The 26,217-nt window shown below is 70.7% G+C and carries 2 protein-coding genes; both read left to right on the forward strand.

Annotated features, from left to right (window positions below):
* Positions 1 to 24,546, forward strand: a complete 24,546-nt coding sequence (locus tag HUW62_RS01740; protein WP_176433366.1) for a non-ribosomal peptide synthetase — start codon at positions 1 to 3, stop codon at positions 24,544 to 24,546.
* Positions 24,546 to 26,195 carry a cyclic peptide export ABC transporter gene (locus tag HUW62_RS01745; protein ID WP_176433367.1) on the forward strand — a complete coding sequence of 550 codons (1,650 nt, stop codon included), beginning with the start codon at positions 24,546 to 24,548 and terminating at the stop codon, positions 26,193 to 26,195. Before HUW62_RS01740 ends, HUW62_RS01745 begins: the two co-directional genes overlap by 1 nt.
* The last annotated feature ends 22 nt before the right edge of the window (positions 26,196 to 26,217 follow it).

Consider the following 26,217-nt stretch of genomic DNA (forward strand, 5'->3'; position numbering starts at 1 on the left):
ATGAGCAGTGACATTCTCAAGCGTCTCGCCTCCCTCCCCGCGGACAAGCGGGAACAGCTCATGCGGCAGCTGCGCGAGAAGTCGACTCGCGCCCAGCAGCCGGCCATCCCCGTCCAACCCCGCGGCGCGGATGCCTACCCGCTGTCCTTCTCACAGCAGCGGTTGTGGTTCTTCGACCGGATGGACCCGGGGAGCGCGGCGTACAACATCCCCGCGGCCGTCCGGATGGAGGGCGTCCTGGACGTGGCGGCGCTGGAGCGCAGCGCGTCCGAGGTCGTCCGCCGCCACGAGTCGCTGCGCACCACCTTCCGGCCCGGCCCGGAGAGCGCGGTCCAGGTCATCGCACCCGCGGCGTCCGTCACCCTCCCGGTCGTCGACCTGGGCCACCTGCCCGAGGACGCACGTGAGCCAGAGGCGCTCCGCCTGGCGCGCGAGGAGGCCCTGCGCCCCTTCGACCTCGTCCAGGGTCCGCTGATCCGCGGCACCCTGCTCCGGCTCGCCCCCCAGGACCACATCCTCCTGCTGACGATGCACCACATCGTCTCGGATGGCTGGTCCATGGGCGTCTTCATCCGCGAGTTCGCGGCGCTCTACGACGCCTTCCTCTCGGGCCGTCCCTCTCCCCTGCCCGAGCCCGGCCTCCAGTACGTGGACTACGCGGTGTGGCAGCGCGGCTGGCTCCAGGGCGAGGTGCTGGAGACGCAGCTCGGCTACTGGCGCCAGCAGCTCTCCGGGGCGCCGCAGGTGCTGGAGCTGCCCACGGACCACCCCCGTCCGGCGGTGCAGTCCTTCCGCGGCGCCACCGTGCCGGTGCGCCTTTCCAGGCAGGCCTCCGACGAGCTGAAGGCCCTGTGCCAGAAGGAGGGTGCCACGCCCTTCATGGCGCTGCTGGCCGCGTGGCAGGTGCTGCTCTCCCGCTACTCCGGGCAGGACGACATCTCCGTCGCCACCCCCATCGCTGGCCGCAACCGCCCGGGACTGGGTGGACTCATCGGCATCCTCATCAACACCCTGGTGCTGCGCTCCCAGGTGGAATGGACGCGGAGCTTCCGCCAGCTTCTGGTCCAGGTGCGGGAGATGACGCTGGGCGCCTTCGCCCATCAGGAGTTCCCTTTCGAGAAGCTGGTGGACGCGCTCCAGCCCCAGCGAAACCTCAGCCATACGCCGCTGGCGCAGGTGATGTTCGCGCTGCAGAACGCGCCGATGGCGCCCCTCTCGCTGCCCGGCGTGGTGCTGCGCCCGGTGGAGTCGGAAGGCACCGCCGCCAAGTTCGACCTGACGCTGACGCTGGTGGAATCAGAAGAGGGCTTCCACGGCGTGGTGGAGTACGCCACCGACCTGTTCGACGCCGCCACCGCCGGCCGCATCGCCGCCCACGCCCAGGGCCTGTCCGAGGCGCTCGCCGCGCGGCCGGACGCTCCGCTCTCCGTCCACGGCCTGCTCACCGGCGCCGAGCGGCACCAGGCGCTGGAGGCGTGCAACGCCACCGCCTACGACTACCCGCGCGACGCCTGCATCCACGAGGTCTTCGCCCAGCAGGTGGCCCTGCGCCCCGACGCCATCGCCCTGGAGGACGCCTCCCATCAACTGACGTACCGTCAGTTGGACGCCCAGGCCAACTCGCTCGCCTGGCTGCTGCAACGCCAGGGCGTGGGCCCCGACTCTCGCGTCGCCCTCTGCCTGGAGCGCTCCGTCGAGCTCGTCGTCTCCCTGCTGGCCATCCTCAAGGCCGGTGGCTGCTACGTCCCCCTCGACGCCTCCTACCCCCGCCAGCGCCTCACCCAGATGCTGGAGGACTCCCAGCCCCAGGTCCTCATCACCTCCCGCGCCCTGGCCTCCCAGCTCCCCTGCGAAGGCATGGCGTGCCTCTTCATCGAGGAGCTCACCGAGGAGCTGGCAGGGCTTCCCGCGTCGCCTCCGCCCTGCGCCACCACCTCGCGCAACCTGGCCTATATCGACTTCACCTCCGGCTCCACCGGCAGGCCCAAGGGCGTCTGCATCGAGCACCGCTCCGTCATGCGCCTGCTGCTGGGCCGCGTCGACTACATGGACCTGGGGCCCGAGCACTCCTTCCTCCTCATCGCCCCCATCTCCTTCGACGCCTCCACGCTCGAGGTCTGGGGACCGCTGCTCCACGGCGGCCGGCTGGTCCTCTTCCCACCCCACGCGCCCAATGACGTGCGCGAGCTGCAGCTCGTCCTGGAGCGCCACCGCGTCTCCACGCTCCACCTCACCGCGGGCCTCTTCACGCAGATGGTGGATGCCCACCTGGAGGGCCTGGGCTCCGTCAAGCAACTGCTCACTGGCGGCGACGTCGTCTCCGCGCCCCACGTGCGCCGCGTGCTGGAGCGGCTGCGCATCCCGGTGACGGCCTGCTACGGCCCCACCGAGTCCACGCTGTTCGCCTCCTGCTTCCGCATGACGGAGCCCTCCCAGCCGGGCTCCTCGGTGCCCATTGGCACCCCCATTGGCAACACGCGGATGTACGTGCTGGACAAGCACCTGCACCCACTGCCCTTCGGCGTGCCCGGTGAGCTCTTCATCTCCGGCGATGGCCTGGCCCGGGGCTACCTGCGGCAGCCGGACCTCACCGCCGAGCGCTTCCTGCCCGACCCCTTCCACCCGCAGCCCGGCGCGCGCATGTACCGCACCGGAGACCTGGTGCGCCGCCGCGCCGACGGCGTGCTGGAGTTCCTGGGCCGCGCGGATACGCAGGTGAAGATCCGCGGCTTCCGCATCGAGCTGCCCGAGGTGGAGGCGGCGCTGCTGGCCCACCCGGCGGTCACCAAGGCCGTCGTCGTCGCGCGCGAGGACAAGGGCCTCAAGCGTCTGGTGGCCTACTTCGAGGGCCAGGCCCCCATCACCGAGCTGCGCGCCTTCCTCAAGCAGCGGCTGCCCGAGTACATGGTGCCCGCCGCCTTCATGCGCCTGGAAGCGCTGCCGCTGACGGACAACGGCAAGGTGGACCGCAAGGCGCTCCCCGCCGTGGACGGCGCGCAGGCGGAGCTGTCCTCCCAATACCTGCCGCCGCGCAACGCCGCGGAGAAGACACTGGCCGAGGTCTGGGCCCAGGTTCTGAACCTTCCCCAGGTCGGCATCCGCGACAACTTCTTCGAGCTGGGCGGCGACTCCATCATCACCCTGCAGGTGGTGGCGCGGGCGAGGCAGGCCGGACTGCAGCTGACTCCGCGCCAGCTCTTCCAGCACCAGACGGTGGAAGCGCTGGCCACGGTGGTGAAGGTGGCCCAGGCGTCGTCGGCCGAGCAGGGCCTGGTGCAAGGCCCGGTGCCCCTCACGCCCGTGCAGCACGGCTACTTCGAGCAGGCCCCTCGCCAGCCCCACCACTTCAACCAGGCCCTGCTGTTGGAGGTGCGCCGGCCCCTGGAGCCGGCCCTGCTGGAGCAGGCCCTGGGCAAGCTGGTGGAGCACCACGACTCCCTGCGCCTGCGCTTCACCCGCCAGCCCGACGGCGCCTGGCACCAGGAGTCCCCGGGCCCGCAGGCCCCGCCGCGCCTGCGCCGGGAGGACCTCTCCGGCGTCGCTCCGGAGGACCTCGCCTCCGCCATCCAGGTCGTGGCCAATGACGTGCAGCGGAGCCTCGTCCTGGACGAGGGGCTGCTGCTGCGCGCCACCCTCATGGACCCTGGCGCGGGACAGCCGTCCCGCCTGCTGCTCGTGGCCCATCACCTCGTGGTGGATGCCGTCTCCTGGCGAGTCCTCATGGAGGACCTGGAGGCCGTCTACCAGCAGCTCGCCCAGCGCCAGCAGCCCGCCCTCCCTCCGAAGACGACGTCCTTCAAGGCCTGGGCGGAGAAGCTCCAGCGGCACGCCCGCTCCGAGTCCGTTCAACAGGAGCTGACCTACTGGCTGAGCGGCGCGCGCGCGGAGGTCCAGCCGCTGCCGGTCGACAAGGCGTCCGCGCCCGAGACCAACACCTTCGGCTCCAGCCAGTCCGTGGACTTCTCGCTGGAGGTGGAGGAGACGCGACTGTTGCTTCAGGACGTGGCCACCGCGTACCGGGCCCGCCTGGAGGACGTGCTCCTCACCGCGCTCGCCCACGCCCTGTCGCGCTGGACGGGCCGGCACCACGTGCTGGTGGAGCTGGAAGGCCACGGCCGCGAGGACCTCTTCGAGGGCGTGGACCTGTCTCGCACCGTCGGCTGGTTCACCGCCACCTACCCCGTCTTCTTCCAACTGCCTCCTTCGGGCTCGCCAGGGGACATGCTGCGCGCGGTGCGCGACGAACTGCGCCAACTGCCCAACAAGGGTTTGGGCTACGGGCTGCTGCGCCACATGGGCGAGGAGGACGCGGCGTCGCGCCTGCGCGCGCTGCCCCAGCCCCAGGTCTCCTTCAACTACCTCGGCCAGCTCGACGCGTCGACCTCGGCCTCCACCGCCTTCGCCTTCGCCAGGGAGTCCTCCGGCGCGTCACGCGACGCTGGCGACCCGCGCTCGCACCTGCTGGAGGTCGGCGGACGCGTCAGCGACGGGAAGCTCCACCTCTCCATCACCTACGGCGAGCACCTGCACGAGCGCACCACCATCGAGGGGTTGGCCCGCGACATGCTCGCCTCCCTGCGCGCGTTGATTGACGGCCGCGCGACCGGGGACGCGCTCCGATTCACGCCCGCGGACTTCCCCCTGGCGCGCCTGTCTCAGGCGGCGCTGGACCACGTGCTGCCCGCTGGCACGCCCGTGGAGGACCTCTACCCGCTGTCGCCCCTGCAGCACGGCATGCTGTTCGAGTCCCTGATGGCGCCCGGCTCCGGCGTCTACGTCACGCAGTGCGCGTGGACGTTCGGCGCGGGCGTCGACATGGCAGCCTTCCGTCTCGCCTGGAAGGCGGTGGTGGAGCGGCACGCCATCCTGCGGACCTCGTTCGCCTGGGACGGACTCGAGCAGCCCCTTCAGCGGGTGAGCCCGAACGCGGTGCTGCCGTGGGAGGAGCTCGACTGGAGCGAGCTGCCCACGTCCGAGCAGCAGGCCCGCTTCGACGCGCTGTTGGCCGCGGACCGCGAGCGCGGCTTCGACCTGGGCCAGCCGCCGCTGATGCGGCTGACCGTGATACGGCTGGTGGACGGCGCGTACCGCGTGCTCTGGAGCTCTCACCACCTGCTGCTGGACGGGTGGAGCCTCGGCATCCTCTTCAAGGAGCTGTTCACCGCCTACGACGCCGCCGTCGGTGGCCGCCAGCCCTCGCTGGAGCAGGCGTCCGCCTTCCGCGGCTTCATCGCCTGGCTGCGGCAGCAGTCCGAGGAGCGCACCCGGGAATACTGGCGCAAGGTCCTGAGCGGCTTCTCCTCGCCCACCCCGCTGCCGGGCGCGCTGCCTCCCCGACAGGACAGGGCCAGGCCTCGCAAGGGCAGTCAGGCCGTCTACCTGAGCGAGGAGAGCACCCGCGCGCTCCAGGCCTTCGTCCGGCAGCGCCAGCTCACGGCCAACACGGTGCTGCAAGGCGCCTGGGCCCTGGTGCTCTCCCGCCACGCCGGAGAGCCCGACGTCCTCTTCGGCGCCACCGTCTCCGGACGCGGCGCCGAGCTGCCCGGCATCGAGCACATGGTGGGCATGTTCATCAACACCCTGCCCGTGCGCATCCAGGTCGAGCCCCAGGTGCAGGTGCGGCAGTGGCTGGCGGACCTCCACGCGCGCATGCTCGAGCTGCGCCAGTACGAGCACACGCCGCTGGCCCTCGCCCAGACCTGGAGCGACGTGCCGCGCGGCTCGCGCCTGTTCGAGAGCCTCTACGTCTTCGAGAACTACCCCGTGGACGAGGCCGTCCGCTCCAGCGGGGGCCAGTACGACATCCGCGACTTCACCACCACCGAGCAGCCGGACCTGCCGCTCGTGGCGCTCGTGTCGCCCGGCTCGCGGCTGGAGCTGCGCCTCACGTTCGATGAGACCCGCTTCCCGCCCGGCACCGTGGACCGGCTGCTGCGGCACTGGCTGACGGCCCTGGAGGCGATGCTGGAGCGGCCCGAGGCCCTCCTGACCTCCGTGTCCCTGCTGTCGGAGCAGGAGCGCCAGCAGGTGCTGGTGGAGTGGAATGACACCCGCGTGGAGTACGCGCGCGACGTGTGCATCCACCAGCTCTTCGAGGACCAGGCCGCCCTCACCCCCGACGCCATCGCCCTGGACTTCGAGGGCCAACGGCTCACCTACGCCCAGCTCGACGCTCGCGCCAACCAGCTCGCGCACCACCTGCGCACGCTGGGCGTGGGCCCCGAGTCCCTCGTCGGCGTCTGCGTGGAGCGCTCGCTGGAGATGGTGGTCGCCCTGTTCGGCGTCCTCAAGGCCGGCGCCGCCTACGTCCCCATGGATCCCGCCTACCCGCGTGAGCGGCTGGCGTGGATGCTCGAGGACACCGCCGCGCCCGTCATCCTCCTCCAGGAGCACCTGAAGGACGTGCTGCCGCCGCACTCCGCCCACCTGCTCCGCCTGGATTCCGAGTGGGACATCGTGGCGCGCCAGCCGGAGTCCCGCCCGGCCCCGCTGGCCGGCCCCGAGGCCCTGGCCTACGTCATCTTCACCTCTGGCAGCACCGGCCGCCCCAAGGGGGCCATGAATGCGCACGCGGGTGTCGTCAACCGTCTGCTGTGGATGCAGCAGCGCTACGGCATCACCGCCGCGGACACGGTGCTCCAGAAGACGCCGTTCAGCTTCGATGTCTCCGTCTGGGAGTTCTTCTGGCCCCTGATGGCGGGCGCGAGGCTGTTGTTGGCCCGCCCGGGTGGGCACCAGGACCCGGCCTACCTGGTGCGCGTGATGGAGCAGGAGCGCGTCACCACGGTGCACTTCGTGCCCTCGATGCTCCGTGCCTTCGTGGAGGAGCCAGGGCTTGAGGGGCTGACCGGGCTGCGCCGCGTGGTGTGCAGCGGCGAGGCCCTGCCCTCGGACCTGGTGCGCAAGGCGCACGCGCGCCTGCCGGTGGCGGAGGTGCACAACCTCTATGGCCCCACCGAGGCCGCGGTGGAGGTCACCGCCTGGGATTGCCCCAGGGGCGATGAGCGCCGGAGCGTGCCCATTGGCCGCCCGGTTCCCAACACCCGCATCCACCTGCTGGACCGCCATGGCCAGCCCGTGCCCCCCGGTGTGCCCGGGGAGCTCTTCATCGGCGGCGTGCAGGTGGGTCGTGGCTACTGGCGCCGGCCCCAGCTGACCGCCGAGCGCTTCATCCCGGACCCGTTCAGCGCCACGCCGGGCGCGCGGATGTACCAGACGGGCGACCTGGCGAAGTGGCTGCCGGATGGCACGGTGGAGTACCTGGGCCGCGCCGACTTCCAGGTGAAGCTGCGCGGCTTCCGCATCGAGCTGGGTGAAGTCGAGGCCGCGCTGCTCGCGTGGCCCGGCATGCGCGACACGGTGGCGGTGGTGCGCCAGGACGCGGCGGGAGATCAGCGCCTGGTGGCCTACGTCGTCGCGGACGGCGGGACGCTGGACGAGGCGGCGCTGCGGGACGCACTGCTGAAGCAACTGCCCGCGTACATGTTGCCTTCCACCTTCGTGCGGTTGGAGGCGCTGCCGCTGACGCCGAGTGGCAAGGTGGACCGCAAGGCCCTGCCCGCCCCGGAGGCCCCGGCGGCCGGTCGCACCCAATACGTGGCGCCGTCCACGCCCACCGAGTCCGCGCTCGCGGAGATCTTCGTTCAGGTGCTGGGCGTCGAGCGCGTGGGTGTGAACGACAGCTTCTTCGAGCTGGGCGGCCACTCGCTGCTGGCCACCCAACTGGTTTCCCGCATCCGCGCCAGCTTCGGCGCCGAGCTGCCCCTGCGAAAGCTGTTCGAGGCGCCCACCGTCCTCGGCCTGGCCCGGGAGGTGGACGTCGCCCGACTGGCCCGCCAGGGCCTGGCCCTCCCCGCGCTCACCCCGGTGCCCCGCACGGGCGAGCTGCCGCTGTCCTTCGCGCAGCAGCGCCTGTGGTTCATCGACCAGCTCGAGCCGGGGACGGCCCTCTACAACATCCCCACGGCGGTGCGGCTGGCGGGAGCGCTGGACGTGGAGGCCATGGAGCGGGCCCTCACGGACGTGGTCGCCCGGCACGAGGCGCTGCGCACCACCTTCACCTCGCGCGACGGCGAGCCCCTGCAGCGCATCCACCCGCCCGCGCGCATGCCGCTGCCCGTGGTGGACCTGCGGGACCTGCCCGCATCCGAGCAGCAGGACTCCGCCCGGAGACTGGCCCACGAGGAGGCCGTGAGGCCCTTCGATCTGGCCAACGGCCCGCTCCTGCGCGCCGGCCTGCTGCGGCTGGACGCGCATGAGCACGTGTTGCTGGTGACGATGCACCACATCGTCTCCGACGGCTGGTCCATGGGCGTGCTGGTGCGCGAGCTGGGCGCGCTGTACACGGCGCATGCCTCCGGCACCGAGGCAAGCCTGCCCCCGTTGCCGGTGCAGTACGGTGACTTCGCGGCGTGGCAGCGCGGCTGGCTGCGCGACGAGGCCCTGGCGAAGCGGCTGGACTACTGGAAGCGCGAGCTCGGCGGCGCTCCCGCGCTGCTGGAGCTGGCCACCGACAGGCCCCGCCCCGCCGTGCAGTCCCACCGCGGCGCCCACGTGCCGGTGCGCCTGTCCGCGGAGCTGACCGGGGGCCTCCAGTCGCTGGGCCAGCGCGAGGGCGCCACTCCCTTCATGGTGTTGCTGGCCGCCTTCCAGGTGCTCCTGTCGCGCTACTCCGGCCAGGACGACCTCTGCGTTGGCTCGCCCATCGCGGGCCGGACCCAGGGACAGACCGAGGGCCTCATCGGCTTCTTCGTCAACACGCTGGTGCTGCGCGCCCGCGTGCGGCCCGAGGCCACCTTCCGCGAGCTGCTCGCCCAGGTGCGCTCCACCACGGTGGGGGCCTACGAGCACCAGGACGTGCCCTTCGAGAAGCTGGTGGAAGAGCTGCAGCCCCAGCGCAGCCTCAGCCACTCGCCGCTGTTCCAGGTCATGCTGTCGCTGCAGACCACGCCCACGGCGTCCGCGAAGCTGGTGGGCCCCCCGGGCAGTGACCCGCTGGAGCTGCACCCCGTGGACACGGGACATCAGGCCGCGAAGTTCGACCTGACGCTGTTCCTGGGACACACGCCGGAAGGAATCGGCGGCACGCTGAACTACCGGACGGACCTCTTCGACGCGTCCACCGCCGCCCGGATGGTGGCGCACCTGACCACCCTGCTGGAGGCCGTGGCCGCCGCGCCGGACACCCGCGTGGGTGAGCTCTCCCTGTTGCCGGCCTCCGAGCGGTACCAGGTTCTGGAGTCCTTCAACGCCTCGCCAGCCCCCTTCTCCGCCGGGGGAGTCCTGCACGCCCTCATCGAGGAGCAGGCCGCGCTCAACCCCGGCAAGCCGGCGGTGCGCTGCGAGGAGCAGGTCCTCACCCATGGCGAGCTGGACGCTCGCGCCAACCAGCTCGCGTGGCACCTGCGCTCCCTGGGCGTGGGCCCCGAGCGGTGCGTGGCCCTGTGCCTGGAGCGCTCGGTGGACATGGTGGTGGCGCTGCTGGGCGTCTGGAAGGCCGGCGGCGCCTATGTGCCGTTGGATCCTTCCCAGCCTGCCCCGCGCCTGCGCTCGCTGGTGGACGAGGTCCGCGCACCGGTGGTGGTGACGGAGTCGCGGTACGCCGCGGCGTTCGGTGAGTCCCTCGCGCACCGGGTGTTGGTGGACGTGGACGCCGCGACGCTGGCGGTGCAGCGCACGGATGCGCCGCCGCGCGAGTCCTCCGCGGACCACGTGGCCTACGTGCTGTTCACCTCGGGCAGCACCGGCCGGCCCAAGGGCGTCGCCGTGACGCACGCGCAGCTCGTCCAGTACGTGCGCGCGGCCACCGCGCGGCTGGGCCTGACGGAGTGCGCCAGCTTCGCCCTGGTGTCCACCTTCGTGGCCGACCTGGGCAACACGGTGCTGTTCCCCGCCCTCTGCACCGGCGGACTGCTGCACGTGCTCACCCAGGAGCGCGCCAGCAGCCCCGCCGGCGTGGCCGAGTACTTCGAGCGCCACCCCGTGGACTGCGTGAAGATCGTCCCCTCGCACCTGGCGGCGCTCATGACGGCGGCCGAGCCCCGGCACGTCCTGCCCCGCAAGAAGCTGGTGCTGGGCGGCGAGACCTCCACGTGGGCCCTGCTGGACCAGGTGCGCGCGCTGGCTCCCGACTGCGAGGTGTTCAACCACTACGGCCCCACCGAGACGACGGTCGGCGTGCTCGCGGGCCGCGTGGAGCAGCCCGCTCCGGGCATGGCACCCGCCACCGTGCCCCTGGGGCGGCCGCTGGACCACACACGCCTCTATGTGTTGGATGGGCGCCTGCAACCGGTGCCCGTGGGCGTGCCCGGTGAGCTGTTCATCGGCGGCGCCCAGGTGACGCGCGGCTATCAGGGCCAGCCGGAGCTGACGGCCGAGCGGTACGTGCCGGACCCCTACAGCCCGGTGCCGGGCGCGCGCATGTACCGCAGCGGCGACAAGGTCCGCTGGCTGCTGGACGGCCGCATGGAGTTCATCGGCCGCGCCGACTTCCAGGTGAAGGTGCGTGGCTTCCGCGTGGAGCCCGGCGAGGTGGCCACTGCCCTGCGCGAGCACCCCGCCGTGTTCGAGGCACTGGTCGTGGCACGCGAGGACGTGCCCGGCGACAAGCGGCTCGTCGCCTACGTCGTCCCGTCCGAGCCCGTGCCCACCGAGTCACTCCGGGCCTTCCTGCAGGAGCGGCTGCCGGCCTACATGGTGCCCTCCGCCTTCGTCGCACTGGAGGCCCTTCCGCTGACGGCCAACGGCAAGGTGGATCGCAAGGCCCTGCCCGCTCCGGAGGCGCCCTCCAGCGAGGCCTCCTACGTCGCCCCGCGCACGCCCACCGAGGAGGAGGTCGCCTCCATCTGGGCGGGGTTGCTGCGCGTGGAGAAGGTCGGCGTGCGCGAGGACTTCTTCGCACTGGGAGGCCATTCGCTGCTGGCCACGCAGGTGGTGTCGCGGCTGCGGCAGTCCTTCCAGGTGGAGCTGCCCGTCCGTGCCCTCTTCGAGGCCCCCAACGTGGCCGCGCTCGCCGAGCGCGTCGACTCCGCCCGGCGCTCCGCCAGCGCGGGCCCGGCGCCCGCCATCGTCCCCGTGCCCCGAGGGGGCCCGCTGCCCGTGTCGTTCGCCCAGCAGCGACTGTGGTTCCTCGACCAGTACCAGCCCGGCAGCGCCGTCTACAACATGCCCGCCGCGCTGCGCTTGGAGGGCTCGCTGGAGGTCGACACGCTGGAGCACGGCTTCGACCTGCTGGTCCGCCGCCATGAGTCCCTGCGCACCACCTTCACGGTACTGGACGGCGAGCCCATCCAGGTCATCCACCCCGACGCGGACTTCTCGCTGCCGGTGGTGGACCTGAGCGCGCTGGCTTCCGAGCAGCGAGAGGCCGAGGCACAGCGACTGATCGGCGTGGAGGTCATGCGGCCCTTCGACCTCGCCCAGGGCCCGCTCTTCCGAGCGCTGCTGTTCCGGCTCTCGGAGGAGCAGCACCTGCTGCTCGTGTGCATGCACCACATCGTCTCCGATGCATGGTCCTCTGGCGTGCTCGTGCGCGAGATTGCGGAGCTCTATGCCGCACGGACTTCAGGCACCCAGTCCCACCTTCCACCTCTGCCTGTGCAGTACGCCGACTTCGCGGCCTGGCAGCGGGGCTGGCTGCGAGGCGACGTGCTCCAGCGTCAGTTGGACTACTGGCGCCAGCATCTCTCCGGTGCACCTGCCCTGCTGGAGTTGCCCACCGACAAGCCCCGCCCCTCCGTCCAGTCCCACCGCGGCGCTTCCGTCCCTGTCTCCTTCTCCCACCCCCTCTCCGAGGAGCTGCTCGCCTTCTGCCAGCGCCAGGGCACCACTCCTTTCATGACGCTGCTGGCCGCCTTCCAGCTTCTCCTCTCCCGCTACTCCGGCCAGGACGACGTCGTCGTCGGCGCTCCCATCGCTGGCCGCAACCGCGCTGAGACCGAAGGCCTCATCGGCTTCTTCGTCAACACCCTCGCCCTTCGCTCTCGCATCGACTCGCGCTCCTCCTTCTCCCAACTGCTCGCCCAGGTGAAGCAGTCCACCCTTGGCGCCTACGAGCACCAGGACGTCCCCTTCGAGAAGCTCGTCGAGGAGCTTCGCCCCGAGCGCAGCCTCAGCTACTCCCCTCTCTTCCAGGTCATGCTCGCGGTGCAGAACACGCCCTCCAGCACCCTGCGCCTCCCGGGGCTGACCTTCCGCGGAATCGAGGGCGGCAGCCGCGTGGCCAAGTTCGACTTGAGCCTCACCCTCGCCGAGTCCCCCGACGGCTTCGTTGGCTCGCTCGACTTCTGCTCCGACCTCTTCGACTCCGCCTCCATCACTCGCCTGGTGGAGCACTTGCGGACGCTGCTGCGCTCCGCTCTCGCTCAGCCCTCTCTCCCAGTCTCCTCTTTGTCGATGATGGATGAGGCCGAGCAGTCACGCGTGCTCGTGGAGTGGAACCGCACCGCCATGGATTTCCCGGCGGATGCGTGCGTGCACCAGCTCTTCAGCGCCCAGGCTTCTCGCACTCCCGAGGCCCTGGCGGCGGTCAGTGATTCCGACTCGCTCACCTATGGGCAGTTGGAGGCGCGTTCCTCCCGGCTTGCTTCGCACCTGGCGTCCCTGGGCGTGAAACCTGGGACTCTCGTTGCCCTCTGCATGGAGCGCTCGCTGGAGCTTCCGGTGGCGCTGCTGGGCATCCTCAAAGCCGGCGCCGCCTACGTGCCTCTGGACCCCAGCTACCCGCGCGATCGGCTCGCCTTCATGCTGCGCGACTCCGCCGCGCCAGTGCTTCTCACCCAGCACTCGCTGCGCTCATTGCTCCCCGAAGGCCCCGCTGTCATCTGCATCGATGCTCAGGAAGATGCTTTCTCCGGCACGGCCTCACCAGCATCCGTCTCCGGTGCCGAGCACCCGGCTTACGTCATCTACACCTCCGGCAGCACTGGCCAGCCCAAGGGCACCGTCGTCTCCCACCGTGCCCTGGCCAATCATATGGCCTGGCTGCTCTCCACCTTTGAGTTGAGCTCTAGCGACAAGGTGCTGCAGAAGACGCCACTGAGCTTCGATGCCTCCGTCTGGGAGTGCTGGGCTCCGCTGCTGGTGGGCGCTCCCCTCGTCCTCGCGCCTCCCGACGCGCACCGCGACCCGGCCGCTCTTCTCGCCTGCGTCGTCCGCCACGAGGTCACCGTCCTCCAGGTGGTGCCTTCCCTGCTGCGCTTCATGCTGGAGGAGACTTCCCTCTCCCAGGCCTCACGCCTGCGCTGGCTCTTCTGCGGCGGCGAAGCTCTTCCCTCCGAGTCCGCCTCCCGCCTGCGCGCCGCCCTGCCTTCCGTCCGGCTCGTCAACCTCTACGGCCCCACCGAAGTCACCATCGACGCCACCTTCGCCGAGGTTTCGGGCCTGGAGTCCGGCCTCACCCTTCCCATTGGCCGCCCCGTGGCCAATACCCTCGCCTACGTCCTCGACTCGGCCCTTCACCCGCTGCCCATCGGCGTGCCTGGAGAGCTCTTCCTCGGTGGCGCTCAGTTGGCCCTCGGCTACCTCGGGCGCCCTCAGCTCACCGCTGAGCGCTTCGTACCCAACCCCTTCAGTGCCCAGCCCGGTGCTCGGCTCTACCGCACCGGTGACAAGGCGCGCTGGCTCGCTGACGGCACCCTCCAGTACCTCGACCGCGTCGACTTCCAGGTGAAGCTGCGCGGCCAGCGCATTGAGCTGGGCGAAATCGAAGCCGCCCTCTTGCAGCAGCCCGGCGTGCGTGACGCTGTCGCCCTCGTGCGCCACGACGTCCCTGGCCACCAGCACCTCGTCGCCTATCTGGTGCCCTCGGAAGCCGCCCTGGCACTGGAAGCCGAAACCCTGCGCACTGCCCTACTCCGGCTTCTGCCCGAGTACATGGTGCCCTCGGCTTTCGTCTCGCTGCAGGCCCTGCCTCTCACTCCCAACGGCAAGCTCGACCGCAAGGCCCTTCCCGCTCCCGACTCCCAGCACGACCACGCCTTCCTCCCTCCCTCCTCGCCCACCGAGTTGCAGCTCGCTTCCCTCTGGCTGCAACTGCTTCGCGTCGAGCGCGTCGGATTGAACGACAGCTTCTTCGCCCTCGGCGGCCACTCGCTTCTCGCCACCCAGCTCGTTTCCCGCATTCGCTCCAGCTTCGGCGCTGAGCTGCCCCTGCGCGCCGTCTTCGAGGCCCCCTCCCTCGCAGCCCTCGCTCGGCGCATCGACTCCGCCCATCCCCACTCCGCGCTCCAAGCGCCACCCGTGCGCCCCGTTCCTCGCACCGGCGTGCTGCCTCTCTCCTTCGCTCAGCAGCGCCTCTGGCTCATCGACCAGCTCCAGCCGAACTCTCCCGCCTACAACATCCCCACCGCTCTGCGACTGGAGGGCACACTCGAGTTGTCGGCACTCCAGCGTGCCTTCGAGGCGCTGGTGCTCCGTCATGAAGCGCTGCGCACCACCTTCCAGGCCGAAGGTGACGAGCCTTGGCAGGTCATCCACCCCGCCGCGATACAGCCCATGCAGGTGGTGGACCTGAGCGCGCTGCCAGCCGAGCAGCGCGAGGCCCGGGCCCGGCGACTTGCCACCGAAGATGCCCTGCGCCCCTTCGATCTGGCAGCGGGTCCGCTGCTGCGCGCCACGGTGCTGAGGCTGGCGCCCGCCGAACACGTACTGCTGCTGTGCATGCACCACGGCATCTCCGATGGGTGGTCCATGGGCGTGCTGGTGCGGGAGCTGGCCGCTCTGTACGAGGCCTTCCTCCACGGCCAGCCCTCGCCGTTGCCCCAACTGCCCGTGCAGTACGCCGACTACGCGGTCTGGCAGCGCTCCTGGCTACAAGGAGAGACGCTCCATGCGCAGCTCGGCTGGTGGAAGCAACTGCTCGCCGGCGCTCCTCACGCGCTGGAGCTGCCCACCGACAAGCCTCGGCCCGCGGCCCTCTCGAACCTGGGCGCCTCGGTGCCGGTGGCGCTGCCATCCGGGCTCAGCGAAGCGGTCGAGGCCCTCGCGAAGCGCGAGGACGCCACCCCCTTCATGGTGCTGCTCGCCGCCTTCCAGGCCCTCCTGCAGCGCTACTCGGGCCAGGACGACGTGCTGGTCGGCTCGCCCATCGCCGGACGCCGCCACTCGGAGACGGAGAGCCTCATTGGCGTCTTCATCAACACCCTGGTGCTGCGCGCCCGCTTCACCCCGGAGCTCACCTTCCGCCAGTTGCTGGCCCAGGTGCGTGACACCACGCTCGGCGCCTACGATCACCAGGACGTGCCGTTCGAGAAGCTGGTGGAAGAGCTGCAACCGGCGCGAGACCTGAGCCGCACGCCGCTGTTCCAGGCGATGTTCGTCCTGCAGAACACGCCGCGCACGGAGCTGGTCCTGCCCGGCCTCACGCTGCGGAGCGTGGAAGTCGACGCCGACTCCGCCAAGTTCGAGCTGAGCCTGAGCCTGACGCGCACGCCGGACGGCTATCGCGGCGGGCTCGTCTTCAGCACCGAGCTGTTCGAGCGCTCCACCGCGGAGCGCCTCCTGGCACACCTCCAAAGCCTGCTGGAAGGGACCCTGGCTGCACCAGACGTGGCGCTGTCCACCCTGGAACTCCAGACGACCGAAGAGCACCAACGGCTGCGGGTGGAGTGGAACGGCGCCACGGCCAGCTTCCCGCGCGAGACCTGCCTCCACACCCTCTTCGAGCAGCAGGCGGTCCGCACGCCACGGGCCCCAGCCGTGCGGCTCGGGGACCTGGCGCTGTCCTTCCACGAGCTCAACGCCCGCGCCAATCAGCTCGCCTGGCACCTGCGCTCGCTGGGGGTCGGCCCCGACGTGCGCGTGGGCCTGTGCCTGGAGCGCACCCCGGAGGCCATCGTCGCCCTGCTGGCCGTACTCAAGGCCGGTGGCGCCTTCGTGCCCATCGACCCGGCGGCGCCCGCGCAGCGCAGGTCCTTCGTCCTCGAGGACTGCGGAGCCTCCGTGCTGCTCACCATGCGGCACCTGGCCGAGGCATGGCAGCCGCGAGTGAAGCACCTGGTGTGCCTCGACCTCCAGGCGGCAACGCTGGCGGCCCTGCCCCAGGACAATGTGTCGGCGTCCTCCGGCGCGGACAACCTCGCCTACGTCATCTACACCTCGGGCTCCACCGGCAAGCCCAAGGGCGTCATGGTGCAGCACCGCTCGTGGCTGCACCTGAGGGCCGCGACCGCCCAGGTCCTCTACGCGGGCCAGCCCCTCGAAGGCCTGCGCTTCAGTGTCAACGCGCCCATCTTCTTCGACGTCTCCATGGAGCAGATCCTCCATGTGGTGGACGGCCACTGCCTGTGCCTCGTGCCGGAGGACACCCGCAAGGACCCGGAGGCGATGCTGGAGTGGCTGGAGCAGCAGAAGGTGGACGTGCTGGATTGCACGCCCGCCCAACTGACGCTGCTGCTGCAAGCGGGCCTCCTGGAGAAGTCACACGTGCCGCGCATGGTGGTGTGCGCGGGCGAGGCCATGGGCGAGACACTGTGGCAGCCGCTGTCGCGCACGGCCCGCACGAAGACCTTCAACGCCTACGGCCCCACCGAGTGCACGGTGTACGCGACCAGTTGGTGCGTGCAGCAGTCCGCGGTGGCGGTGCCCGTCATCGGTCGCCCGTTGCCCAACCTGCGGGCCTACGTGCTGGATGAGCGGATGCGGTTGGCGCCGCTGGGCGTGCCCGGCGAGCTGTACCTCGCGGGTGAAGGCCTGGCGCGGGGATACCTGGGCCGGCCGGACCTGACGGCGGAGAAGTTCGTGCCCAACCCCTTCAGCAGCGAGGCCGGCGCGCGGATGTACCGCACCGGAGACAAGGCGCGCTGGAGAGCGGACGGGACGATTGAGTACCTGGGCCGGCTGGACTTCCAGGTGAAGGTGCGCGGCTATCGCATCGAGCTGGGCGAAATCGAAGCGTCGCTGCGCGCACACGCGTCGGTGAAGGACGCGGTGGTGGTGGCGAGGGAGGACGTGCCCGGCGACAAGCGGCTGGTGGCGTATGGAGTGGCGTCCGGTCCTGACGCGCTGGACACCGTCTCGCTGCGCGCCCACCTGCAGCAGCGACTGCCGGAGTACATGGTGCCCTCGGCCTTCGTCACGCTGCCCGCGCTGCCGCTCAACGCCAATGGCAAGGTGGACCGCAAGGCGCTGCCCGCCCCGGAGGCCTCCGCTTCCGCTTCCGCCGTGTACGTGCCTCCGCGCACGCTCCTGGAAGCCCAGCTCGCGACGGCTTTCGCCAGCGTGTTGCGACTGCCACACGTTGGCATCACGGATGACTTCTTCGCCCTCGGCGGGCACTCGCTGCTGGCCACCCAGGTCATCAGCCGCATCCGCGCCGCCGCCAAGGTCGAGCTGCCCCTGCGGGCGCTCTTCGAGGCGTCCACCGTGGCGGCGCTCGCCCAGCGCATCGCCAGTGCCTCACACCCCCAGGCCTCGGCGGCTCCGCCCCTGGTACCCATGGCTCGCACGGGTGCGCCGCCGCTGTCCTTCGCCCAGCAGCGCCTGTGGCTCATCGACCAGCTCCAGCCAGGCAATCCCGCCTACAACATTCCCATCGCCCTCCAGGTCTCCGGAGTGCTGGATGTCGCGGCCCTGGAGTACGGCTTCCGCGCGCTCATCGAGCGCCACGAGTCGTTGCGGACCACCTTCGCGGAGCACGGCGGCGAGCCCGTCCAGGTCATTCACTCCACCCCTGACTTCTCGATGCCGGTGGTGGACCTGACTGGACGCGAGGAGTCCGAGGTCCGGCGACTGGCGAGTGAAGAGGCGATGCGTCCGTTCGACCTCGCCCGAGGGCCCCTCTTCCGCTCCACCCTGCTGCGCCTCGACGCCCAGCAGCACGTGCTCCTCGTCACCATCCACCACATCGTCTCCGACGGCTGGTCCTCCGGCGTGCTCGTTCGCGAGTTGGCGGCGCTCTACTCCGCGCGCGCCACCGGCACCCTCCCCGCCCTTGCCCCGCTGCCCGTGCAGTACGCCGACTACGCCGCCTGGCAGCGCTCCTGGCTGCAAGGCGACGTGCTCCAGCGTCAGTTGGACTACTGGCGCCACCAGCTCTCCGGCGCGCCCCAGGCCCTGGAGTTGCCCACCGACAGGCCCCGTCCCGCCGTGCAGTCCCACCGCGGCTCCAGCCTCTCTTCCCGCCTGTCCCGCCAGCTCTCCGACTCCCTCAAGGCCCTGGCCCAGCACGAGGGCGCCACCCCCTTCATGCTGCTGCTGGCCGCCTTCCAGCTGCTGCTCTCCCGCTACTCCGGCCAGGACGACATCGTCGTCGGCTCTCCCATCGCCGGCCGCACCCACGCTCAAACCGAGGGCCTCATCGGCTTCTTCGTCAACACCCTCGTGCTGCGCTCCCGCCTCGACTCCCACTCCTCCTTCCGACAGTTGCTCGCCCAGGTGCGTGAAACCGCGCTGGGCGCCTACGCCCACCAGGACGTGCCCTTCGAGAAGCTGGTGGAGGAGCTCCACCCCGAGCGCAGCCTGAGCCGCACGCCTCTCTTCCAGGTGATGCTCACCCTGCAGAACACTCCTCGCCAGGAGCTGTCCCTGCCAGGGCTGCTGCTGCGCGGCGTGGAGGCGGGCGGCGAAGTCGCCAAGTTCGACCTGACGCTCAGCCTCAACGACACGCCGGACGGCCTCGCAGCCTCCCTCGTCTACAACGCAGACTTGTTCGACGCCGCCACCGCCGGCCGCATGCTCGAACACCTGCGCGTTCTCCTGGAGGCCATCGCCTCTCATCCCGACCAGCGTCTCTCCGAGCTGCCCCTCCTCACCCTCTCCGAGCGCCAACAGGTCCTCTCTTCCTGGAACGACACCGCGGCCCCACGGCGGAGCGCCCTCCTGCATCAGCTCATCGCGGACCAGGCCGCGCGCTCACCTCACGTCCCCGCAGTGATGTTCGAGGACTCCAGCCTCACTTTCCGCGAGCTCGACACGCGCGCCAATCAGCTCGCGCACCACCTGTGCGCGCTGGGCGTCGGCCCCGACGTGCGCGTCGGTCTCTTCGTCGAGCGTTCCGTCGAAGCCCTGATAGGCCTGCTCGGAATCCTCAAGGCCGGCGGCGCCTACGTCCCCTTGGACACGGCCCTCCCCCGCGAGCGGCTGGGCTACATGCTCCAGGACTCAGGCGCGAAGGTCCTCGTCACCCAGGACTGGCTCGTGGACCGGCTCCCCGTCGCCACTCCGGCCGTGGTGTTCCTCGACTCGGCTCGGGCGCAGCTCGAGCGTCAGCCCGCCACGCTCCCTGTCTCCGACGTCACCGCCGAGCACCTCGCCTACGTCATCTACACCTCCGGCTCCACCGGCCGCCCCAAGGGCGTGATGATTCAGCACGCCTCGGTGGTCAACCTCCTCTCAGCGCTCGACTCCGCCGTCTACTCAGGTGCCCAGCCGCCGTTGCGTGTCAGCGTCAACGCTCCGCTGTCCTTCGACGCCTCCGTCAAGCAGCTCATCCAGCTCGCGAATGGCCACACCCTCTGCCTCATCTCCGAGGAGGCTCGCGGTGACGTGCGCTTGATGCTCGAGCAGATTCGCCGCTACCGGCTCGACGTGCTCGACTGCTCCCCCTCGCATCTGCGCCTGTTGCTTGAAGAGGGCCTGGCCACACGGGACGAGGACGGCCCGAGCCGGGTGCTCATTGGTGGCGAGGCCATTGGCGAGTCCACCTGGCAGCTGCTCGCGCACCATCCCCGCATCACCTTCTTCAACGTCTACGGCCCCACCGAGTGCACGGTGGACTCGACAGCTTGCGCCGCCAGCAGCAGGCCCGCGGGGCCCTCCATCGGCCGCGCGCTGCGCAACGTGCGGACGTACGTACTCGACGCGCACCTGCACCCCGTGCCCGTGGGCATCCCCGGCGAGCTGTTCATCGGCGGTGCCCAACTGGCGCGCGGCTACCTGGACCGACCCGAGCTGACGGCGGAGAAGTTCGTCCCCAACCCCTTCGGCACCGAGCACGGCGCGCGCCTCTACCGCACCGGCGACAAGGTGCGCTGGCTGGCCGACGGCACCCTCGAGTACCTCGGCCGCTTCGACTTCCAGGTGAAGCTGCGCGGCTTCCGTATCGAGCTCGGTGAAATCGAAGCAGCGCTGGAGCAGCACCCGGCGGTGCGCACCGCCGTGGCCCTGGTGCGCGAAGACATGCCCGGCAACCCGCGCCTGGTGGCCTACGTGGTGCCCGAGGACGAGCCCTCGACGCGGGATGCGACGGGCGTCTCCATCCTGGATCTGCGCGCGCGCCTCCAGGAGCGGCTGCCCGAATACATGGTGCCCGCGGCCTTCGTGGTGCTGCCCGCCCTGCCGCTGACGCCCAACGGCAAGCTGGACCGCAAGGCCCTGCCCGCGCCGGACCTGACCGCCGGGGGGGCCTCCTCCGTGGCTCCACGCACGCCCACCGAAGAGCTGCTGGCCGGCATCTGGAGCCAGTTGCTGGGCTTGAGTCAGGTGGGGGTGACCGACAGCTTCTTCGAGCTGGGCGGGCACTCGCTGCTGGCCACCCAGGCCATCAGCCGCATCCGTTCCGCCTTCCAGGTGGACCTGCCCCTGCGGGCCCTCTTCGAGACGCCCACCGTGGCCGCGCTCGCCCCGCGAGTGGACGCCGCGATGCGCGCCGGGCAGGGGCTGCAGGTGCCGCCGCTCGTCCCCGTCGCGCGTGATGCCGGGCCGATGCCGCTGTCCTTCCCCCAGCAGCGCCTGTGGTTCCTGGATCAGCTCACGCCGGGCAGCGCGCTCTACAACATCCCCATGGCCTTGCGGCTCGAGGGAACGCTCGATGTGGCGGCCCTGGAGTATGCCTTCGAGGAACTCATCCGCCGCCACGAGTCGCTGCGCACCACGTTCCAGCTCACGGGCGAACAGGTCATCCAGGTCTTCGCTCCGGCCGCGCAGGCCTGGCCGCTCGGGGTGGTGGATCTGTGCCAGCTTCCGGAGGGAAGCCTCGAGCCCGAGGTCCGGCGACTGGCGAGTGAAGAGGCGATGCGTCCGTTCGACCTCGCCCGAGGGCCCCTCTTCCGCTCCACCCTGCTGCGCCTCGACGCCCAGCAGCACGTGCTCCTCGTCACCATCCACCACATCGTCTCCGACGGCTGGTCCTCCGGCGTGCTCGTTCGCGAGTTGGCGGCGCTCTACTCCGCGCGCGCCACCGGCACCCTCCCCGCCCTTGCCCCGCTGCCCGTGCAGTACGCCGACTACGCCGCCTGGCAGCGCTCCTGGCTGCAAGGCGACGTGCTCCAGCGTCAGTTGGACTACTGGCGCCACCAGCTCTCCGGCGCGCCCCAGGCCCTGGAGTTGCCCACCGACAGGCCCCGTCCCGCCGTGCAGTCCCACCGCGGCTCCAGCCTCTCTTCCCGCCTGTCCCGCCAGCTCTCCGACTCCCTCAAGGCCCTGGCCCAGCACGAGGGCGCCACCCCCTTCATGCTGCTGCTGGCCGCCTTCCAGCTGCTGCTCTCCCGCTACTCCGGCCAGGACGACATCGTCGTCGGCTCTCCCATCGCCGGCCGCACCCACGCTCAAACCGAGGGCCTCATCGGCTTCTTCGTCAACACCCTCGTGCTGCGCTCCCGCCTCGACTCCCACTCCTCCTTCCGACAGTTGCTCGCCCAGGTGCGTGAAACCGCGCTGGGCGCCTACGCCCACCAGGACGTGCCCTTCGAGAAGCTGGTGGAGGAGCTCCACCCCGAGCGCAGCCTGAGCCGCACGCCTCTCTTCCAGGTGATGCTCACCCTGCAGAACACTCCTCGCCAGGAGCTGTCCCTGCCAGGGCTGCTGCTGCGCGGCGTGGAGGCGGGCGGCGAAGTCGCCAAGTTCGACCTGACGCTCAGCCTCAACGACACGCCGGACGGCCTCGCCGCCTCCCTCGTCTACAACGCCGACTTGTTCGACGCCGCCACCGCCGGCCGCATGCTCGAACACCTGCGCGTTCTCCTGGAGGGCATTGTCGCCCATCCCGACCAGCGTCTCTCCGAGCTGCCCCTCCTCACCCTCTCCGAGCGCCAACAGGTCCTCTCCTCCTGGAACGACACCGCCGTGGCCTACCGCCCGGACCTCTTCGTCCACGAGCAGGTCGCCACCCAGGCCCAGGGGGCGCCCCAGGCGCTCGCCATCGGCTCGGCGTCCGACGCGCTGACGTACGGAGAGCTGGAGCGGCGTGCGAACCAGCTCGCGCACCACCTGCGCGCGCTGGGCGTCGGCCCCGAGGTGTGCGTCGGCGTGCTGCTGGAGCGCTCGGTGGATCTGGGGGTGAGCCTGCTGGCCGTCCTCAAGGCTGGCGGCGCCTACCTCCCGCTCGACACCGCCTATCCCCGTGAGCGCCTGCGCTTCATGCTCCAGGACTCCGCGGCGCGCGTGCTGCTCACCCGGTCGGCCCTGCTGGAGCGCTTCGACCTGGGCTCCACGACGACCTCCGTGGTGTGCCTCGACACGCAGCGTGGCGCGCTCGACGTCCAGCCCGCCGTGGCCCCGGCCCCGGAGCTCGCCGCGGACAACCTCGCCTATGTCATCTACACCTCCGGCTCCTCCGGCCGCCCCAAGGGGGTGCAGATCAGCCATGGCAGCCTGGCCAACCTCGTGGCCTGGCACCAGCGCACCTACGCCGTGACGTCCGGGGACCGGGCCACGCAGTTGGCGGGCACCGCCTTCGACGCGTCCGTCTGGGAGCTGTGGCCGTACCTGACCGCGGGCGCCAGCCTCCACCTGCCCCCGGAAGACGTGCGCACCGTCCCCGAGGCCCTGGTGCGCTGGCTGTGCGCCGAGGGCATCACCCTCACCTTCCTGCCCACGCCCCTGGCGGAGTCGGCGCTGGAGGTGACCTGGCCCGAGCGCTCCGCCCTGCGCGCCCTGCTGACGGGTGGCGACCGGCTGCGCGGCCGTCCCCGCCGGGACCAGGGCTTCCGCCTGGTCAACCACTACGGCCCCACCGAGAGCACCGTCGTCACGACGTGCGCCGACGTCGCCGCTCAATCCTCCACTGGAACGCTGCCCTCCATCGGCCGTCCCATCGACAACACCCAGGTGTACCTGCTGGACCGGCACCTGAGGCCGGTGCCGCCGGGCGCGGCCGGGGAGCTGTACATCGGCGGCGCGGGCCTGGCGCGCGGCTACCTGGGCCAGCCCGCGCTCACCGCCGAACGCTTCGTGCCGAACCCCTTCAGCGCCACGCCGGGCGAGCGTCTCTACCGCTCCGGTGACAGGGTCCGCGCGCTGCCCGACGGCAGCCTGGAGTACCTCGGCCGGCTCGACGAGCAGGTCAAGGTGCGCGGCCTGCGCATCGAGATGGGAGAAATCGAATGGGCCCTGGCCCAGCACCCCGCGGTGCGCGAGGCCGTCGTGCTCGCCCGGCAGGACCCGCCCGGCGACAAGCGACTCGTGGCCTACGTGGTCCCCGCCCCCGGCACCGCGACAGCGCCGTCCCTCACCGTCGAGGAGCTGCGCGCACACCTGCGGCAGCGGCTGCCCGAGTACATGGTGCCCTCGGCCTTCAGCGTGCTGGAGTCCCTGCCGCTGACACCCAACGGCAAGGTGGACCGCAAGGCCCTGCCCGCTCCGGACGCCGCGTCGGCCGGCCTCGACCGATACGAGGCGCCCAGGGATGAACTGGAGGCCCGGCTCGTGGCGCTCTGGGAGGAGATGCTGGGCGTCCAGCCGGTGGGCGTGCGCAGCGACTTCTTCGAACTGGGCGGCCACTCACTGCTGGCGGCGGGCCTGATGGCGCGCATCCGCGAGCGGTTCGGGCGCTCCCTGCCGGTGGCCACCCTCTTCCAAGGGGCCACGGTGGAGCTCCTGGCGCGGCGGCTGCGCGAGGAGGCGGTGGCGCCCCCCGACGCGCCGGTGGTGTCGCTCAACACCGACGGCACCCGCCCGCCCTTCTTCTGCGTCCACGCGGTAGGCGGTGACGTGCTCAGCTACGCCGCGCTGGCGCGGGCGCTCGGGCCGGAGCAGCCCTTCCATGCCCTGCGGGCTCCGGGCATCGACGGCGCGCAGGAGCCCATGACGAGCATCGAGGCGCTCGCGGCGCGGCACCTGGAGACCGTCCGGCGCCTCCAGCCGCACGGCCCCTACCGGCTGGGAGGCTGGTCCTTCGGCGGCGTGGTGGCGTTGGAGATGGCGCGGCAGCTCCAGGAGCAGGGGGCGCGAGTGGACACCCTGGCGCTCATCGACAGCCACCTGCCTTCCACGCGGCATGACGCCCCCGCGCCTTCGGCGGAGGACCTCCAGGCCCTCTTCTTCCGGGACCTGGTGCGCACCAGCGAGGAGCGCGTCACGCTGGCCTCGGAGCAGTTGCAGCCCCTGCGCCGGGTCTTCGAAAGCCACATGATGGCCCTGCGCCGCTACACGCCACGCACCCACGTGGGCCGCCTCCTCCTCTTCCGCGCCGCCGAGCACCTCGAGAGGGAACACTCCACGTCGGACCGGGGCTTCGCCGCCCTGGCCACCGCGGGAGTGGATGTCGAAGTGATTCCGGGCGATCACTACACCCTGCTGCAGCCGCCCCAGGTCGAGAACCTGGCGAAGCGACTGGCCGAGTACCTTGAACGGAGCTCGGCCGTGGACCCCAACAAGACTGGAATGGCCTGATGAAGCTCGTCCTCTTTCTCATCAAACGGGCCAAGGGCCGCTTTGCCCTGGCCACCCTCTGTGGCCTGCTCGGAGGGGCCATGAGCGCCGGGCTCCTCGCCGTCATCGGCAACACGCTCAACGGCTCCATGTCCGCGAACGCGGGCATGCTGGCCTTCGCGGGCCTCTCCACGATGGGCCTGCTGACGCGGTTCTTCTCCCAGGTCCTGCTCAACTCGCTGCATCAAGGCGAGCTCCAGCAACTGAGGCTCCAGTTGGGTCGGCAGATCCTCGCCACGCCCCTGCGCCGCCTGGAGGAGACCGGCCCGCACCGGCTGCAGACCGCGCTCTCGAACGACATCCAGTCCATGAGCAACAGCCTGGGGCTCATCCCCGTCATCTTCATCGACCTCACCATCGTGGTGGGCTGCCTGGCCTACATGGCCTGGCTGTCGTGGAGCAGCTTCATCGGAACGATGCTCTTCCTGCTGGTGGGTGGGCTGACCTACTGGATTCCCCAGGGGCGAGGTGTGTCCATCCTCCGGCAGTCGCACGGACAGCAGTCCCTGCTCTTCAAGGCCTTCCGCGGCATCACCGACGGCATCAAGGAGCTCAAGCTGCACCAGGACCGGCGGACGGCCTTCGTCAACGACTGCTTCGAGCCCACCACGGCCGCCCTGCAACGCGCCCATACCCGCGCCAACTACTACTTCGCCGCCGCCGCGCTCTGGGGGGCCTTCATCTTCCTCTTCTTCATCGGGTTGATGCTCTACGTGGCGCCCCGCGTCCTCAGCGTGAGCCCCCGTGAGCTGATGGGCTACACGCTCGCCGCCCTCTACCTCCAGCAGCCGCTCACCACCCTCATGAGGAACATCCCCGTGCTGGCCCAGGGGAACATCTCGCTGGAGCATCTCGAAAAGCTGACGCTCTCGCCTCCGGACACCGGCGCTCCACTCCCGCCGGCGCCCCGCTCCTTCGAGCGCCTGGAAGTGACGGGCATCACCCACACCTACTTCCGCGAAAACGACGACAGCCGATTCACGCTGGGCCCCATCCACCTGGAGCTCACCCCCGGGGAGATCGTCTTCATCATTGGCGGCAACGGCAGTGGGAAGACGACGCTGGCCAAGCTGCTCACGGGCCTCTACACGCCGGAGTCCGGGGAGCTGCGCATCGACGGCCGGAGCGTCACCGAGGAGAACCGGCAGCAGTACCGGCAGTACTTCTCCGCGGTGTTCTCCGACTTCCACCTCTTCGACAGCCTGCTCGGACTGGCCCCCGCGGAGCGCGCGCAGCGGCTCCAGGGCTACCTGGAGCGGCTCCAGCTCGAGAAGAAGGTCTCCATCAACGCGGAGGGCGAACTGTCCACGACGGCCCTGTCGCTGGGCCAGCGCAAGCGGCTGGCGCTGCTCACCTCCTGGCTGGAGGACCGGCCCATCTACCTCTTCGACGAGTGGGCCGCGGACCAGGACCCCGCCTTCAAGAACGTCTTCTACCTGGAGCTCCTGCAGGAGCTGAAACGCGCTGGGAAGGCCGTGGTGGTCATCAGCCACGACAACCAATACTTCCACGTGGCGGATCGCATCATCCAGCTCGACTCCGGCCGGCTGATGGAGATGCCGTCCACCTCGCAGAAGGCAGAGCCCCGTCGGGCCACGGTCGCCTCTTGATTCCCTCAATCCCGCTGGAAGG

This window comes from Myxococcus sp. AM011 (genome assembly GCF_013372595.1).
GTDB lineage: Bacteria > Myxococcota > Myxococcia > Myxococcales > Myxococcaceae > Myxococcus > Myxococcus eversor.

Coding starts and splice junctions, on each gene's coding strand:
- HUW62_RS01740 (WP_176433366.1), top strand. CDS start 1: ATGAGCAGTGACATTCTCAAGCGTCTCGCCTCCCTCCCCGCGGACAAG.
- HUW62_RS01745 (WP_176433367.1), top strand. CDS start 24,546: ATGAAGCTCGTCCTCTTTCTCATCAAACGGGCCAAGGGCCGCTTTGCC.